Origin of the sequence: Empedobacter brevis (assembly GCF_965118635.1) — a bacterium.
Classification (GTDB): domain Bacteria; phylum Bacteroidota; class Bacteroidia; order Flavobacteriales; family Weeksellaceae; genus Empedobacter; species Empedobacter brevis_A.
The window spans coordinates 392051-409455 of the sequence record NZ_CBCPHV010000002.1 but is presented as its reverse complement, the minus strand read 5'-3'; the positions used below and the strand labels follow the sequence as shown (position 1 = coordinate 409455).

At 29.6% G+C, this 17405-nt stretch carries 14 protein-coding genes; 6 read left to right on the top strand and 8 right to left on the bottom strand.

Annotated features, from left to right (window positions below; all coding sequences use genetic code 11):
• Positions 1-7 precede the first annotated feature (7 nt).
• On the bottom strand, positions 8-925 hold the full coding sequence (locus tag ACMHJW_RS04265) for a bestrophin family protein (RefSeq protein WP_413532180.1): 918 nt from the start codon (positions 923-925) through the stop codon (positions 8-10).
• 569 nt (positions 926-1494) lie between these two features.
• Between ACMHJW_RS04265 and ACMHJW_RS04260 the strand changes: the two genes are divergently transcribed.
• Positions 1495-2319 carry a mechanosensitive ion channel family protein gene (locus tag ACMHJW_RS04260; RefSeq protein ID WP_413532179.1) on the top strand — a complete coding sequence of 275 codons (825 nt, stop codon included), beginning with the start codon at positions 1495-1497 and terminating at the stop codon, positions 2317-2319.
• 150 nt (positions 2320-2469) lie between these two features.
• On the opposite strand, the gene ACMHJW_RS04255 is transcribed toward ACMHJW_RS04260, so the two are convergent.
• The 4 genes from ACMHJW_RS04255 to ACMHJW_RS04240 form a co-directional block, all read right to left on the bottom strand.
• Positions 2470-4251: an aminopeptidase P family protein gene (locus tag ACMHJW_RS04255; RefSeq protein ID WP_413532178.1), complete on the bottom strand. Its 1782-nt coding sequence runs from the start codon at positions 4249-4251 to the stop codon at positions 2470-2472.
• Between the two features lie 227 nt (positions 4252-4478).
• The gene (locus ACMHJW_RS04250; protein WP_413532177.1) at positions 4479-8120 is read right to left on the bottom strand and encodes a hypothetical protein; all 3642 of its coding nucleotides are present in this window, start codon (positions 8118-8120) and stop codon (positions 4479-4481) included.
• A 44-nt stretch (positions 8121-8164) separates the two neighbouring features.
• A complete protein-coding gene (locus tag ACMHJW_RS04245) occupies positions 8165-8812 on the bottom strand; it encodes a hypothetical protein (protein WP_413532176.1) in 648 nt (215 codons plus the stop codon).
• Between the two features lie 279 nt (positions 8813-9091).
• Entirely contained in the window at positions 9092-9562 is a 471-nt protein-coding gene (locus ACMHJW_RS04240; RefSeq protein WP_413532175.1) for a hypothetical protein, read from the bottom strand.
• A 255-nt stretch (positions 9563-9817) separates the two neighbouring features.
• Between ACMHJW_RS04240 and ACMHJW_RS04235 the strand changes: the two genes are divergently transcribed.
• Positions 9818-10393 (top strand): Crp/Fnr family transcriptional regulator, encoded by a 576-nt coding sequence (locus ACMHJW_RS04235; RefSeq protein ID WP_413532174.1) that lies wholly within the window; start codon positions 9818-9820, stop codon positions 10391-10393.
• A 72-nt stretch (positions 10394-10465) separates the two neighbouring features.
• The gene (locus tag ACMHJW_RS04230) at positions 10466-11275 is read left to right on the top strand and encodes an alpha/beta hydrolase (RefSeq protein WP_413532173.1); all 810 of its coding nucleotides are present in this window, start codon (positions 10466-10468) and stop codon (positions 11273-11275) included.
• 76 nt (positions 11276-11351) lie between these two features.
• Here the strand turns inward: ACMHJW_RS04230 and ACMHJW_RS04225 are convergent, their stop codons facing one another.
• From ACMHJW_RS04225 to ACMHJW_RS04215, 3 genes are all read right to left on the bottom strand, one after another.
• A complete protein-coding gene (locus tag ACMHJW_RS04225; protein WP_413532172.1) occupies positions 11352-12275 on the bottom strand; it encodes an alpha/beta hydrolase in 924 nt (307 codons plus the stop codon).
• Positions 12276-12322: 47 nt separating this feature from the next.
• A complete protein-coding gene (locus ACMHJW_RS04220; protein ID WP_413532171.1) occupies positions 12323-13183 on the bottom strand; it encodes an oxidoreductase in 861 nt (286 codons plus the stop codon).
• A gap of 99 nt (positions 13184-13282) precedes the next feature.
• On the bottom strand, positions 13283-14146 hold the full coding sequence (locus ACMHJW_RS04215; RefSeq protein WP_413532170.1) for a helix-turn-helix domain-containing protein: 864 nt from the start codon (positions 14144-14146) through the stop codon (positions 13283-13285).
• Between the two features lie 404 nt (positions 14147-14550).
• Here ACMHJW_RS04215 and ACMHJW_RS04210 point away from each other — a divergent pair, with 404 nt between their 5' ends.
• From ACMHJW_RS04210 to ACMHJW_RS04200, 3 genes are read left to right on the top strand one after another with little or no spacing between them, the layout of a single operon-like run.
• A complete protein-coding gene (locus tag ACMHJW_RS04210) occupies positions 14551-15708 on the top strand; it encodes a THUMP domain-containing class I SAM-dependent RNA methyltransferase (RefSeq protein WP_413532221.1) in 1158 nt (385 codons plus the stop codon).
• A gap of 6 nt (positions 15709-15714) precedes the next feature.
• On the top strand, positions 15715-16149 hold the full coding sequence (locus ACMHJW_RS04205) for a DUF2750 domain-containing protein (RefSeq protein WP_413532169.1): 435 nt from the start codon (positions 15715-15717) through the stop codon (positions 16147-16149).
• Between the two features lie 13 nt (positions 16150-16162).
• The gene (locus tag ACMHJW_RS04200; RefSeq protein WP_413532168.1) at positions 16163-17200 is read left to right on the top strand and encodes a glycosyltransferase; all 1038 of its coding nucleotides are present in this window, start codon (positions 16163-16165) and stop codon (positions 17198-17200) included.
• Positions 17201-17405 lie beyond the last annotated feature (205 nt).

The following is a 17405-nucleotide window of genomic DNA, read 5'->3' as shown; positions in this document are numbered from 1 at the left end:
TGATTGATTAATCTATAATATTTTTGGTTATTTTCTGTGCATTAGGAATTTTTTCTCCTGCAAGTTCATGTATAGTATCCTCTATAGTGTTACACATACTATTCAGCGCAAGATCATTAGCCTCTGTTCCAAAAGGTTCTTCAATTTCATCAGCAATTGCTTCAAAAGCCACAAAAGTATAAGCGATAAATGCCACGATAAATGGAGTAAGCCAACCTAAAGAATCTACAAGTCCAAATGGAAGTAAGAAACAATATGTATAAACAGTTCGGTGAAGTAAAATTTTATAACTGTAAGGAATTGGCGTAGAAATAATTCTTTCACAACCACCTACAATATGTGCCAATTCATCAAAATTTCTATCAAATCTTGCCTGTTGTATAGAATCTAACGAACCTTCGTCTTTCGCTTTCTGAACACATTCTGCCATAAGCAAGAGAATAACTGAAGGTTTGTATTTTGCTATTGCAACTCTTTGTAGATTAGAGTCTGAAAGGCGATCTTTTAAATCTGCATAAGCATCAGTTCCTCTAAGTTCATGTTTTAATGCAAAAACAAAAGAACTCATTAATCCAATAAACTCATTAATTATAATTTCGCCATTTTTTTTGTTTTTCAACGTAAGAGCTTGTCTTGTTAATGATCGAGAAACATTTAATAGATTTCCCCAAAGTTTTCTTCCTTCCCAAAACCTTTCATAACTTACATTATTCTTAAAACCTAAAAACAATGCAAGTACAAAACCAAATAAGGTTAAAGGTGCAGGATTCATTGGGATTTTAAACGAAAATATAAATCCGTGAAAATAGACGATAGACAAAGATAATAGAAACAACAATATTAATCTTGGTACCAAACCAGGTAATACCGAACCGTGCCATACGAACAACATTCTGAACCAATGTTCTTTTTTTCTAATGATCATTTAAAGCGTAATAGTTAATTAAAAGATAGTGTTATTAAGTTTTTAGTAATGATTACTTATAATTTTTTTAGATTTATTGAGTATTATATTTATTAAAATTGAAAGAATCTTAAAAATTAGTCTGAAATATAATATCAAATAATATTTCGAATTAATCTTTTCCGTTGTATTACAAAACCTTCTACAAGCATTAAAAAAAATCGATGATTGAATGGTAAATAATGCAATAATCCTTCAAATAATAGTATAATTCTCTTGATACAATATTACTAATTTTTAAGCTAATTTTATAGAAAGAGTATAAGATTATCCTGTATTTATATAAATTAAAAATAGTCTGGTTATTGTAATTCTGAGAATAAAATGTAGAATTAGAATTATTATTTTAATATTTTTGGATAATCAGAAATAGGATGTTTTTACGTTTTTGATCACTTGTTTTTTTTTGTTGAAACAGTAGAAAAGACAGAACAATTCTGATACAGTTTATTAAAATATCTTTAGAAATGAAAAACTCAATGAATATATTCGAATCACTCGAACAAATTCTCCATACTTGGGGCGAACAAATGCAGGGTGTTTCACCAAAACTTATACTAGCAGTTGGAGTTTTTCTTATATTTTTTATTGTCGGTCGTATATTAAAAATAATTACGCTGAGAATAAATTTAAAAGTTCTTAGTAAACATCCAGATTTTGTAAAAGTTTTCTCTGCTGGAATTTATTTTTTCTTTTTGCTATCAGGAACTTATTTGGCTTTACGAATCCTTGGATTAGAAAAAATCTTTACACAAGCTTTAGCAGGTGCAGGAATAATTGGTATTATAGCTGGATTTGCATTAAAAGATATTGCTTCTAATGCTTTTTCAGGATTGCTTTTGTTCTTTGAGAAACCATATCAAACAAATGATTGGGTACAAATAGATGGTCATTATGGCGTGGTGCAGAAAGTAGGTTGGCTAACAACTATTCTGAAAAGTGTAACGGGACAAGATGTGTATATATCAAATCAGCTTACATATAGTGGCGTATTTATTAATTATTCGAAATATAATACGAGAAGAGTTATTTTTCAAGGTGTGATAGATAAAGATACGCCACCTGAAAATGTAAAGGGAATGATAACTACCACTATAACGCAACATGAGAATTTTGAGAAGGCATCGCAAATTGATTTTTATGTAATGTCACTGAATTCTGATGGAGGTTTTTCAGTAGAAAGTAGATTCTGGCTGAATTTTACCACTGAAGAAGCATTTCTAGAAACGATAAGTGATATCATTCAAACATTAAGAAAAAGTATATATGATGAGAAGATTTCTCTAGTAGAATTGAAATGGATTTCAGATGAATCAGATGTTACTTCAGCAGGTAATTACGGACCTGGAGGATAAGAAAATTCTAAATATTATTTAAGCACGATTTGCTTTTATAGAAAAATCTCACAGTTACTAACTTATTTCAAAAAAGCAGTAACTATGAGATTTTTTATTTGTAATAATAATATTTTGTCGATTAATGATTAATCAACTTTTAGCATTATTTTATTTAGAGATTGCTTCGCATTTTTCTTTTAACCAAGCTGTTTCTTTATCGTCTATGAAAGGAGATATTTTTTCGAAAACAAATTGATGATAATTATTAAACCAAGTAATTTCTTCGTCTGTCATTAAATTCACATCTATCAAATTTTTCTCAATTGGAAAAATTGTAATAATCTCAAATTTCAAGAAATCACCAAACTGTGTTGACAAGGCTGGTTGAACAATCATTAAATTTTCAATTCGAATTCCGTATTCTCCATCTCGATACAAACCTGGTTCGTTAGAAAGTACCATTCCTTGTTTTAGTGAAGTTAAATTTTCGTCTTGACGAATATTTTGTGGTCCTTCGTGCACACACAAGAAATGACCAACTCCATGTCCAGTTCCATGTCCGTAATTGAATCCATTATCCCAAAGCGCTTTACGTGCCAAAATATCTAATTGAGATCCACGAGAATCGACAGGAAAAATAGCCGTTGACAAATTAATATTACCTTTTAATACTAATGTATAATCTGTTTTTTGTTGAGCAGTTGGTTCACCTAACATTAATGTACGCGTAATATCTGTTGTTCCTTCTAAAAACTGAGCTCCAGAATCGATTAACAGCATTTCTTTACTTCCCAATGTATAAGCAGATTCTGATGTTGCAGAATAGTGGTTCATAGCTCCATGATCGGCATAGCCACATATAGTACCGAAACTTGCACCTTTGCAATTTTCTTGTTGAGAACGGAAATGTTTTAATTGTTCATCAACTGTAACTTCATTAATATTATTGTCGATATTTTCTTCTAACCACATGAAAAACTTCGTCAATGCAACACCATCTTTTATCATTGCATTTCGAATTCCATCTTGCTCAACTTCGTTTTTAATTGATTTTAGATTTGTAACAGGAGAAGCAACCAAACGAATTGTAGATAAAGGAGAAATAGCTTGATAGAGCGATTGATTAATTCGATTTCCATCAACTAAAACATGTGCTTTTTCGTTCAGATTTTTTAAATAATCATCTATTGCTAAATATGGTTTAATCGTAATTCCTTCGTTTGCTAAAGCAGCTTTTGTTTCTGCCGTTACTTTTGCTTCATCTATAAATAAATAGGCATTTTCAGTATCTACAGCAGCGTACGAAATTGTTAATGGATTATAATTAACATCATTTCCACGAATATTAAATAACCATGCAATTTCATCTAATGAATTCATGATATAAACATTCGTTTTTGCTTTTTTCATCTCTTTTCGTACTTCCGAAATTTTTTCTGAAGCAGATCTTCCAGCAAACTTTACATCATAAATATAGAATTGATTCTGTGGTAAAGCTGGTCTATTTTGCCAAGCTAAATCAATTAAATCAATACTTTTTACAGAAAGCTGATTGAATGAAAATTCATTCAAATTCTCTACAAAAGCATTATGTGCAAACATTTGAGGATTAAGTCCAACAACTTCGCCTTCTTTCAATTGAGAAATAATCCATTCATTAATAGAAGGTGTTTCTGGCATTTTCATTTTCATCAATTCAAAAGTTGTATCCTTCAATTGATCTTCTGCTTGAATAAAATAGCGTGAATCTGTCCAAAGTGCAGCTTTTTCTAATGTTACAACTGCTGTACCAGCCGATCCATTAAAGCCTGAAATCCAAGTACGTTCTTTCCAACGATTAGGTAAATATTCACTTCCGTGAGGATCTGTTCCAGGAATAATTGTTGCGCTAATACCATTTTGTTTCATTACGTCTCTCAAAGCTGAAAGGCGATCTGTTATTTTTTCCATTTTATATCGAGTTCTATAAAAAATTAAACTTTAATAGCCGAAAGGTACGAAGAATAGAAGGGAAGGAGAAGAAAGAAACTAAAAAATATTCTAATAATTTTTATTCATTATTGATCTTGATTATTTAATCTCATTAATGTTGATTGATGATAAAGTGTTTAAAATAAACTCTTTTATTACAAAAAAAAAATCCAGGTTGAGAATAACCTGGATTTTTAAGATTGAAATTATAAACCTGAAGATTGCTTAATAATCGGATTTACAATTGCAGCATTACAATTCTTTAATTTAACTCTTAAATATTGTGGATTTCCATAATTTGTTCCTTGGCGTTTTGTTTGTACTTTGACCAAGATTATTCCTTCGTTTTCATATTCGGTGTATAATCTATCAATTGAATAATACATTAAATTTGCACCATAATGACTGAACTGAAGAGCAGAATTTGGAATATCTTCTACTTTCGTAATTGTTTTTATTGGATTTCCATCTGCATCTAACAATGGTGTTTCATCCTCATTTTTATATGCATCTCCATATTCGATTACTTTGGCAAATGAAATATCATATGTTGTACAATAATCTGGATTCTGGATTGCTAAAAAGTCTGCTGCACATATAGTGGTAACATCTTTCGAATCATTTTGTCCTTCGAATAACATCATTGGCGCGATTCGAATATCATGAATATGTAAACCATCTCCTAAGTTAACATTTACAGTATTAAATTGTTCTATTTCGAACGAATCGAAAGGAATGGTAATTGGTCTTGAAATAACAGCTCTGCGCTTATCTTTGAAATTAAATAAACCAATATCTAATACTCTAAATTTTTCTAATCGTTCTTCACCTACTTTTGAATCTCCTAAATAATAGACAATTTTAAAATTACCAAGTTGTAATAAACTAAGATTCAAAATATTCATATTTGGATAAGCCAATGTGATTTGAACTTGATCGCCTGGACGAGCTTGCTGTCTTAAATGAGTACGAAGAAATTGTTTATTTAATACGCCAGCAGTGGCATTAAATAGTGTGTAACTATCATAATTGTCATCAACTGCATAATATGGATGAACAACAGAAGATAAACTTGTTGCTACATTCAATACTGCAGTACGATTTCCCCATGTAACATCATGCGTAAATTCGTTTAGTTTTATATTAACATTTTTAATTCCTGTCAACTTCGTTCCATCAACATCTGTTTGTACTGTTGGATATATAAGAGAAGAAGGTGGAGTTACTAAAATATCACCTCCAGGAACAAAATTAGGATCTGTTGTTTTTTCTTCTTCTTCAATATAAGCATGAAAAACAGTTGCCAAATCCGCTACTCCTAATAATGATCCTAATTGCACACGAACTCCATTGAATTCTACATCTTTTCCTGATCCATCTTTTGGTGTAAAAGAAAATTCGAAAACATTATCACCTTTTAATAAATCTAATAAACCTCCTTTAACAGCTTTAAAACTTCCAGAATTAGAAGAATTTAAAATTGTTATATTTCCAGCCGTTACTTGACTATTTGTTTTTCGACCAACCACACTTAATCCTCCAGCTAGTTTCAATCCTGAGTATTGTTCTCCCAATTTAATGGTAATTTTTTTACCTTTTAATTCAGAAGGAGAATATAATACACGAGGTGAATTTGGGTTGTTAGGATCAGACAATTTTGTAAAATATAAATCAATCCCAACTGTACCAATCCCTAAGATAACCAATCCTCCAGTTATTGTTGCATAATTTGCTCTATTTCCACTTACAGCATTCTCTTTATTTGCAACACCACTTGCACCTGAAGTCCAACTAACTGCTTCTGTGGCAAAAATCTTTTTTGTAACTGTTGTACAATCTTCTAAATCATAGACAATTAATTGAACTGTTGTAAAGGTTTCGCAACCAATACGAGGAGCTCCTGTCGTAGTAGTCGCTTTTATTGTGTATGAATATTGTCCTTTTTGTAAGTTTGATATCGTGTTTTGAACTTCGTTACCATTTGCATCTAAAATTGTGATTTTTGAAGGAAATTTAGTAGAAAAGGTTGGGAAAGTAAAACTCTTTCCTTTCTCTACAGCAAAAGAATTATTTTCATCTGGTAAAGAAATTGTATTTTCTTCAGTTGGTTTTACTAAAACAGGAGATGTATATGCGTAACGTGACAATCCTATTGTTTTAGCTTGTCTTCTAATTAAAATTGGTTTTTTTAGTCCATTAATTGTTATTAAATCACCTTTTTTAATAATAACATCACCTAAAGAAGATTCTCCACCAGCTTCTGGATTTTCATCTTCAGAAAGTTCACCAAAATCTTTCCAAGTAGCTCCATTATCTATACTTGCCTGCCAGTTGTATGACATAAGATATAATAGATAATTTGCTTTTTCTACATTATTTACGGTAATTGATCCATTGTAACATGTTTCACCAGTTGTTGTAATACTTCCAGGATAAAAATCTCCTTCATCACCTAAAAAAGTAACTTGTACATCTTGACATTCACCCACCATATTACAAAGAGTATAAAAAATAGCATTCTTTGGTTTTTCAACACCTTTCGCAATTACAATCTGTCCTGAAGAATTTAAAGTTATTCCAGAAGGCCAAGAATTTTTAATTGAAATTGTCATATTCTGATTTGGACCAGAGAAAATAAAACCTTCACCTTCTTTTCCTCCATTGAAAATGTCATTTTCTAGAATATTAAAAATTTGTTGAGTAGAATTATTCCAATAATAAGCATCTTGTTTACCAAGAAACGGAATTCCTGTATCCTTGTGTAATGTAATTTTTGCTGAAGAACACACACCTAACAGATTACAAATTTTGTAAACAAGTGGAGCAGCTGGTTGTGCTGTATTGGGAGCTATAACAAATTGCCCATTTGTATTTATACTAAAACCTACTGGCCATTGATCTACAACTCCAATTGTTGCGTTTTTATTAGCCTCTGTAAATATAAAATTACCTTTTACTTTATTTAATTCATCATTTGCAGTAATAGGATAGACTCCACCTTTTGCAGTAAAAGTATATTCATCATCTACAGCTTTTATAAGGTCATCAAAATTATTATTTTCATTATCACAGTCAATTATTGGCGCATCTTTATCAATAACTTCTTCTAAAACAATATCGTCAAGATAGATATCATTACCTACTAAAATAGGATAATCGTTTCTTATTGAAATTGCCATGTTTGTAGAACATTCCGTAGATGATGGTGTTCTGAATGTATATTCTTTTTTCTCCCATTTATTATGTTCTATTACACTTATTCTAGGAGATGAACCTAACGATTTTTCAGTTGTAATATTTTGTATTTCTATTTTTGTTGCAGATAATACACTACTATTGGGATTACTTGCGTTACTCATTACATAGTAAGAAACCTTATAGGATGTATCTCTTTTTAAGTTAACTGCGCGACGATAAAATTGATTGGTTATTTTTCCGGCATTAAGTACAAGAACAGCCCCATTTACATCGTTTGGTGTATGATCTTCTATTTTTTGCCACCAATTTCCAGTAGAACCTAGAGAAGATTCTAAGAACATAGGATCTATTACAACATAATAACCATCACTAATGTTTTTTAACCAAGTATTGTAATTTTCAAGATTAGTTCCATTACAATTTGGCATATTTTCAGTTGTATAGAGCTCTAATGCAGCCTTATAATAGGAAGTACAACTGTAAGGAGATTTTTCTAAACTTAAATCTTTACCTGCTTGTGGTATATATTGAGATGATTTACGTGTTGTAGATTGCCCAAAGTCTTCATGAAATATGATTTGTCCGTTTGATTGTTGTAGAGCAACTAAACACAACAAACCAAATATCTGTTTTTTTATATTAAATTTCATATTGTAAGTTTTAAAGATTTTAATAAATGATTAACTAGTGTTAATTACTTTACCTTTAATACAATATTCATAAAAGAACCATTTCTTATTATTGCATTCGGAGCAGTTTTATAGGTAAGAATTCCTGAAGAATTAATTTTAATATCATTGAATACCGATTTATCTGCAAATGTTACAAAATAATCATACTTATCCGATTCCAAAACAAATTCTTGTAAACCAGACAAGGATGAGCTAGCTGCTACAGGAACATTAAATTGAGCTTTAAATAAATCATATAATTTTACAGTGTATTCAGTAGTGACTTCATCATAAGAAAAAGACGAATTGTTTGTATCCAAAATACGAGCATCACTCTTTACAGTTGGTAAAACAACAGATGGCATATAAAAAAATCTTTTAGAATTATTTCCAGTTGATATTTTAACCCAAGCTGTACCATCAAAATAGTAGAATCCTTCTGAATCTATATTTATAGCCGTACCTGCTAGTGTACCAGTAGTTATGTCTTCAACATAAATCATAGTTGATTTCATAATATCTTTCATTGATTGAACTCTTTCTCTATCAACTCTTGGTATTAATACACCCTCTACATTAGTACTTGAACCTTTTGGTTGAACTGCTGAAACATCTAACGTAGCTTTCGGATCAGTTGTTCCAATACCTACTTGTGCTTTAACACTTATCATTATTGCTGATAATGCTAAAGCAAATAAAACTTTTTTCATAAATATTCTCCTATTTTTTTTAAAACCGCAATAAAGGTAACAAGTTATTTGTAATTAATTTTATAATAATGTAATTTATTAATTAACTTTATGATAACTGTAATATGTAAACTAAATAAGATTTATTGTTTTTTATGATTGTAAAGAATTATTAAATTAAAGAAATAATAGTTTAACAAAAAAACATTGTAACGATTAAAATGAAATTGATATTGCTCAGAATAGAGATTTTATATTCATTTATAATGATAGTTCTTCCTTTCTAGAATCAAGATTATATTTGATATGTTTTAAATGAATATGTACTTGTTTCAACTCATTCTGTTTTTTTATAATATCATCCTTCATAAAATTAATTAATAGATATTGAGAATAATGAGATCTTGATAGATTTTCTTCTAAAAAATTACATAAAAAAATATGATTAGCAATGATGTCTTGATGACAAAGTAAATTTTCTTGATATTCGTTATAAGTTATACCATCAATAAAAATTTTATTTTGATAATGATAGTTGTTAATTATTTCTTCAATTATAACAGAACATTCGATTGATAAATCTCTTGAAGTTAAAAAATTGGAATATAAATATTTGTCAAATATATTTACCTCTTCGAATTGAGAAATTTTATCACAATAATATCTTGTATATATATAAACTAATATAATACTTACAGATAATAATGATATTGTAATAAAGATTAAATTCAATTATGAAATTTTTATTAATTTACGTACTTTTTTATTATTTTTAATTAAATTATTGTAAAACATTTATAATATTACAATGAAACCTCTGTTTATGTCAGTTTGATGAGAAAATATTTTTATAAAAATCTTTTCAATATTATTTTTGCCGATTTTTATAAGAAATTAAGTATTTAATAAATGTTTATTTTAACTTCAGTAGATAGAGATTAATTTCAAAAATGATTGTTTATTTGACTTTTTAAAATATAAATTTTAATGCTTGAAAAAATTATATTCGAACTAAATAAATATTATCATTTAAGCGAAGAAACTACAGCAGCTTTACGAGATATTTTTCAGGTTAAGTTGTATAAAAAAAACGAAATTATTTTGAATGAAGGCGATTATGCTCGATATTATTATTTCGTTTACAGTGGTTTGCTTGGTTATTATAAGCAAAATGAGGAAGGAATTCCTATATATAAATTGTTTTTTGAAGAAAATAGTTTTTGCGCTTCAACTGCAGCTATAATAGAAGATAAGCCAAGTGAATTCAGTATAATAGCTTTGGAAGATGCGATATTGATTCGTTATTCTGCAGAAAAATTTAGGAATTTACTTCTCAAATATCATGATTTAGCTTTATTTCATATTGCTTATTTGGAAAAAAATTGGGTTGTGAAAAAAGAACCTTTGGAAATAAATCTAAAATGGGAATCTGCAAAAGAACGATATTTGGATTTATATCAGAATCAAACTCTTTTCAAGCGATTGAAACAACATCAAATTGCATCATATTTAGGCATTACGCCAACTCAATTAAGCCGGATACGTAAAGAATTAAAAGATTAATTCTATCAACATTTGTAAATGTTTTTTATAAAATCGTTTGGGAATTTTGCAGTATAATTAATTTAATAAAAAATGAAAATTTTAAACATTCTTATTTTATCTGCATTTGTTCAACCAATGATGGCACAAACTATTCAACGTCAAGAAATATATAGTGCTAAAATGAAAAAGGATATACCAACAATTATTGTAACGCCTGAATTGAAGAAGGATGTTCGATATAAAACAGTTTATATTCTTCATGGTTATAGTGGAAATCCCGAGCGAACAATTCAATCGGATATTCCCGATTTACAACAAAAAGCAAATGATTATAGTACAATTTATGTAATTCCCGATGGAAATTATAATTCTTGGTATGTTGATAGTCCAATAGATTCATCTTCACAATATAAAACATTTATTGGCGAAGAATTAGTGCATTATATTGATAAACATTTTCCTACAGAAGTAGATCGTTCGAAAAGAGGAATTCTTGGTTGGAGTATGGGCGGATATGGCGCAATGCACATAGGAGTTGCTTATCCTAAAACTTTTTCTATTGTTGGAAGCAGCTGTGGAGCTCTAAATTTTGAGCTTTTAGGAGAAAATTATCAAAATTACCAAGTTAATAAAGTACTAGGAGATTTTTTAAGTTTGGATGCAACATACAAAATATATGAAAATGAGAATAAGATGAAAACTAATCATCAATTTTATATATTAGATTGTGGCACAGAAGATGTGGAAATGTTGGAAATGAATCGTGTATTTCATCAACATTTAACAGATAAAAATATTAAACATCTTTATATAGAATCAGACGGAAGTCATAATACAAATTATTGGAGTAAATCGTTAACGAATCAACTTGCGTTATTTCAGAATTATTTTGGTAAATAAAACAAAGCCTTACAACGATGAAATTGTAAGGCTTTATTTATTTTTGTTTAGAACGTTTGTGAAATTTTATTTAAAATTAAGCAAGATGTTCTTTAAAGAAAGGAATGATTTGTTCCAATGCTTTACTTGTTGGTTCTGGTTGATCATACAAATCGTAATGAGTTGAATGTATAACCTGAATCGTTTTTTTCGTAGAAGCTGCTTTACTGAATAATTCGAATCCATCTCTGTAAGAACCAAATGCACCTGGTTTATCTCCAACAACAATATGTAATGGTTGTGTCAATAAATGTTCTGCTAAATGGAATGCATCAAAGCCAACTGCTGCTGCTAAACCAGAAAATAATAATTTGTTTGGAGAACAAGCACTTTGACCTCTAGAAGTTGTATAATAATCTACTGCTTCTACAATATCTATATCATTTACTCCTGCTTCTTTTCTTGCTTCTTCATTTACAGGAATATAATTTGTTATAAGAGGTTCTTTACCATTTGCTTCTGCTGTTCTTTGAGCTGCAATAGCTTCTAATGTTTTGATCGCTGCATTTGGAGTAAAATCTCCTTCGCGCATAAGACGTCCATAATTAGCTGCTACAACAGTTGCTACAGCTTTGAATCTTCTTTCTGTCATTGCTGCATTTACGGCATATCCACCGCCACCGCAAATACCTAAAACACCGATACGTTCATTGTCAACATAAGGAAGTGTTGTTAAATAATCGGCTGCACAACGGAAATCTTCTACGCGAGTTGCTGGATCTTCTAAAAATCTTGGTTCACCGCCACTTTCTCCTTGATGTGAAGCATCAAATGCTAATGTAATAAAACCAGCTTCTGCTAAAGCTTTACCATAAATAGCTCCTGAAGTTTGGTTTTTACAACTACTGATTGGATGTCCACAAACAATTGCTGCATATGTTTTTGATTCATCAAAATCTTTTGGGAATTGTATAATAGCTGCTACTTCCCAAGTTTTGTTTTTAAATTTTACTTCTTTCATTTTTGTAATATTTTAATTGATTAAATAATTTCTTTTATGAATATAATTTATAGCGCTTCTGCTGTATTTTTAATTGCTCCTGGAATGCTAGTATCTTCACCACGTTCTTTCCATTTAGCAAGATCACGATTTCGTGATTCTACAGCTCCTTCCCATAATTGATAAGCATCTTCTCCTAACATCAAACGTACTGGATTCGTATTGCTTTCTACCATATCTACAACAACTTGCATTCCTTTTATAGGATCGCCCATTTGTTGTCCATTTTGTGTTCTATAATATTCTTCCATACCAGAAATTAATGGTGAATAATCTTCAATTTCTAGTTCTGATTTCATTGCTGCACTGCTAGCAAATTCAGTACGGAATGCTCCAGGTTCGATTAAAGTAACTTGTACTCCAAAATCTTTTACTTCATGATGAAGTGCTTCTGTAAAACCTTCTAAAGCAAATTTCGAAGCATTATAAAGTCCGCTTCCTGGGAAAGCAACTAAACCTGCAATACTAGTTAAATTTAGAATATGTCCTGATTTTTGGGCTCTCATATATGGTAATACTTCACGTGATAATTCTGCAGCAGAAAAGAAATTTAATTCCATTTGTTGACGAATTTGTTCAGAAGTAAATGCTTCTAATGCACCGTAAGATCCTGCTCCAGCAATATTTGCCAATACATCAATTCGTCCGAATTTTTCGATTGCTTTTTTCAATGCATTTTGACGAGCTTCTGTATTTGTTACATCTAATTGAATTGCTAATGCTTGATCAGCATATTCTGATGTAATTTCTTCTAAAACTTCTAAGCGACGAGCTGTAAGAATTGCACGATCACCTTTTGCTAAAACTAATTTTGCAAGTTCTTTTCCAAACCCTGATGATGCTCCTGTTATAAACCAAACTTTATTCATAATTATTTTATTTTTTACAATTGTTATTTTTAATAAGTACAAAGTTAATTTAGGTTCAAGGTTATCTGCTTAAAGTAATTACAGAAAGACTTTAATTATTTACTGATTTCTGAAAACACTTGGACTAATACCAGTTTCTTTTTTGAAAAATGTTGCAAAATAGGATGGATATTCAAAGCCTAAACTAAACGCAATTTCACTTATACTTAATGAAGTTGTTCTTAATTTGTTTTTCGCAATTTGTATCAACAAATCGTGTATATGTTCTTGAGGAGAACGGCCAGTATAATGTTTGATTAAATCACCAAAATAGTTAGAAGACAAATTAGCCATATCAGAGAAATACGAAACGGATGGAACTTTCAAAGCATTTTGCTCATTGTCATAATAATTCTCAAGATTTTTATAAAACTCAGCTACTGTATTATTGTACAATTCTTCTCTTGTATCAAATTGTCTGCTGTAAAACTTTTGGATATAAGATAGGATAAGCGAAGCATAATGAATAACAATATCTTTGGAAAAATTTTCATTTCCTTCGAATTCATTTAATGCTTTTTTGAATAAATCAGTAATTATCAGTTCTTCTTCTTTCGTAATAAAAAGTCCTTCGTGATTATTATAATAAGTAAAACTATATTCTTTCGCGATTTTGCGAAACAATCCTGCATCTATCAAAATATGATAACCCGAAATTTGATGTTCTAAATCCCATTGTAGATAATCACCAGGTTGATCGAGATAAACAAAAGAATCAGCATGATCAAAGGATGTTTGACCAAAATCCTTTTCCTTGTCATAATTTATTTTTATTGCGAGTAAATAAAAATCAAGCTCAATAGCTGCTGATTTTTTCCTCATATCCTTTTGCAATTCATATTGTACCAAATGAATATGATTATTCTTGTAACCACTAATATTCGTATATTCTAAGAATTGTTTTATGTCGTACTTTTTACTCAATACTTTTTATTTTGAAATGATTACAAATTTAAAATTTACGAAAATCATAGACTTTAAATTATTACGGAAAAACATTAGACATTTACTGCTAAACTAAAAATGATATTTATAAAGCTACAACATAATAAATTGAAAATATGACTTTTTCTATTTTAAATTTATCAGTTTTTAAGATGTTTTATTTGTTTTTACTATATTGTAACATAATTAAAAACAGCTATTTATCAATATAAAACCGATAAAAAGAAGATAATAAATACATTCCTTTTTTATCTTTTTGTTTTAAAAGATGACTTAATATGCAATTAATATTTTTTGTTGAGGTTTTAAATTAATTTAGAATATCGAAAAACCATTATTCCTTTCACAATTTCCGTTATTTCCCGTACTTTTGTAAAAATTTTATTTCCTTGGAAAATTTCAGAATGATTGCGAAAACCTTTTTTGGTTTCGAAGAGATATTAGCGCAAGAATTAAAAGCGTTGGGAGCGGCAGATGTTAAAATTCAAAACCGAATGGTTGAATTTAATGGCGATTTAGGTTTCATGTACAAAGCAAATTATAGTTTGCGTACAGCACTTCGTATACAGAAGCCAATACTATCGTTTTCTGCAAAAAATGATCATCAATTATACGAGAAATTCAAAAAATTCCATTGGGAAAATTATTTGAATGTTGATCAAACTTTTATGATTGATCCAACTGTTCATTCAGATTATTTTACACATTCGCATTATGCTGCACTAAAAGTGAAAGATGCAATTGTAGATCGATTCAAAGAAAAAAATGGTCGTCGTCCAAGTATCGACAAAGACTTTCCTGATGTACGTTTTAACTTGCATATTTCACATGATAAAATTACATTATCGTTAGATTCTTCTGGGGAATCTTTGCACAAACGTGGTTATCGCGAAGAAACTGGTCCTGCACCAATTAATGAAGTTTTAGCAGCTGGTTTGTTGCTACAAGCTGGTTATGACGGAAAAGGAAATTATCTAGATCCGATGTGTGGTTCGGGAACAATGTTGATCGAAGCAGCGATGATTGCGAATAATATTCCACCTCAAATTCATCGTAAGCATTTTGCTTTTCAGAATTGGCCAGATTATGACGAAACATTGTTCACACAAATTCGTAATACGCGTTTAAATCGTATCAAAGAATCTGAATACAAAATTGTAGGTTACGAGATTTCACCAATGATGGTAAAAATCGCACAAATGAATATAAAATCTGCCGATTTAGAAGATTTTATTGAAGTTAGAAACCAAGATTTTTTTACATCAAAAAAAGAAATGTTCCCAGTTTTATTGGTTTTCAATCCGCCTTATGATGAGCGTATCGAAAATAATAACCAAGAATTTTACAAACAAATTGGAGATACTTTAAAATCAAGTTATCCAAATACATTGGCATGGTTTATCACATCAGATTTACAAGCTAAAAAATATGTCGGTTTACGTCCTTCGAAAAAGATAAAAGTATTCAACGGAAAGTTGGAATGCGACTTTTTGCAATACGAAATGTATGAAGGAAGTAAAAAAGCTAAAAATCAAAATTAAAAAAAAGTGAATCAATTTATAAAAGAAATTTGTCAAGATCAAAAAGTCTATATCTTAACTTCTGATGAAGGTTTTGCTATTTCGTATTCCGAAGAATTTGAATATGAAGATGGCTCTAATCTAGAAGTGATTTGCTTTTGGTCGAATGCAGATTTAGCTGAAAAAGCAAAACATAATCAATGGGCAAATCATACAATTGATTCGATAGATTTGAATACTTTTTTAGAAGAATGGTTGTTCGGAATGATTGAAGAAGTATCTTTAGTTGGGATTAATTTTGACGAAACTTCGAAAGGAGAGGAGCAAAGTCCATTGGATACTATTTTGGCAATTGTTCATGAATTAAATCAATCAAAATCAACTTTCAAACTGAATCATTTCAAAAATTTAGAAGAAATAAAAACAGTTACGCTAGAGTTGAAAGAATCATTCAATCAATAATTTATAACCTATTTTGGAAAAAGAAGATTTACAACTTTCGATAATTATTGCTGTTTACGAACGTCAAGATGAATTGACAGAACTATTGCTTAGTTTAACGAAACAAACGGATAAAGCATTCGAAATTATTATTGTAGATGATGGTTCTCAAAACAAATTGGATTCAGTTTTTGCTAAATTTGAAAATCAATTAAATCTTCATTATTATTATAAAACAAATTCTGGTCCAGGGAAATCTAGAAATTATGGAATGAAAAAAGCAAATGGAAATTATTTCATTTTCTTAGATTCTGATACAATTATTCCCTCGAATTACATTGCTTCTGTAAAAAATGAATTGAAAATCAATTTTGTTGATGCTTTTGGTGGACCAGATGATGCAGATGATTCGTTTACAGATTTGCAAAAAGCAATTACTTTTTCGATGACTTCTTTTTTAACAACAGGAGGAATTCGTGGAGGAAAAAAACAAATAGGAAAATTTCAGCCAAGAAGTTTTAATATGGGAATTTCTCGCAAAGCTTACGAAAAAACAGGTGGATTTGCAGATTTGCGTGTTGGCGAAGATCCAGATTTATCGATGCGTTTGTGGGAAAATGGTTTTGAAACACGATTATTTCAAGATTCGAAAGTTATTCATAAACGTAGAACATCATTGAAGAAATTTGCAAAACAAGTTTATCAATTTGGTGTTGCGCGTCCAATTCTCAATCAACGTCATCCCAATTATATTAAACTGACTTTTTGGTTTCCGAGTTTATTTTTTGTCGGAACTTTAGTTGCGATTCTTTTTTTATTGTTGAGTTTTATTTTCTCTAAACATCAATTTATCTTACAAATTCCATTTGTTTTGTGGTTGATTTATATGTTTATGATCTTTATTTTCTCTACAATACGTTTCAAATCTGCTTTAGTTGGTCTATTGTCAATTCAAACAACTTTAATTCAGTTTTTCAATTATGGTTTTGGTTTTTTAGAAAGTCAATTCAAATTGAATATTCTCAAACAAGATCCGAAAAAGGCTTTTCCAAGCCATTATCATATCGATTAATAATAAAAAGAAAGGTCAAGAGAAATCTTGACCTTCTTAATTTCAAAGCAATGCTTTGGCACCTAACTTAAAATACTATTATATTCAAATGTAATCATTATAGATTGATTTAATCTTAAATATATATTATCTTTTGTTAATCAATAAGTTAAAATAATGTTTGTATAAATATTTTAAGCGGTATAGAATTATACTTGATTAATTT

What these genes read in the sequence shown, in the direction of transcription:
- ACMHJW_RS04265 (WP_413532180.1), bottom strand. Translation starts at nt 925, where the DNA reads ATGATCATTAGAAAAAAAGAACATTGGTTCAGAATGTTGTTCGTATGG.
- ACMHJW_RS04260 (WP_413532179.1), top strand. Translation starts at nt 1,495, where the DNA reads ATGCAGGGTGTTTCACCAAAACTTATACTAGCAGTTGGAGTTTTTCTT.
- ACMHJW_RS04255 (WP_413532178.1), bottom strand. Translation starts at nt 4,251, where the DNA reads ATGGAAAAAATAACAGATCGCCTTTCAGCTTTGAGAGACGTAATGAAA.
- ACMHJW_RS04250 (WP_413532177.1), bottom strand. Translation starts at nt 8,120, where the DNA reads ATGAAATTTAATATAAAAAAACAGATATTTGGTTTGTTGTGTTTAGTT.
- ACMHJW_RS04245 (WP_413532176.1), bottom strand. Translation starts at nt 8,812, where the DNA reads ATGATAAGTGTTAAAGCACAAGTAGGTATTGGAACAACTGATCCGAAA.
- ACMHJW_RS04235 (WP_413532174.1), top strand. Translation starts at nt 9,818, where the DNA reads ATGCTTGAAAAAATTATATTCGAACTAAATAAATATTATCATTTAAGC.
- ACMHJW_RS04230 (WP_413532173.1), top strand. Translation starts at nt 10,466, where the DNA reads ATGAAAATTTTAAACATTCTTATTTTATCTGCATTTGTTCAACCAATG.
- ACMHJW_RS04225 (WP_413532172.1), bottom strand. Translation starts at nt 12,275, where the DNA reads ATGAAAGAAGTAAAATTTAAAAACAAAACTTGGGAAGTAGCAGCTATT.
- ACMHJW_RS04220 (WP_413532171.1), bottom strand. Translation starts at nt 13,183, where the DNA reads ATGAATAAAGTTTGGTTTATAACAGGAGCATCATCAGGGTTTGGAAAA.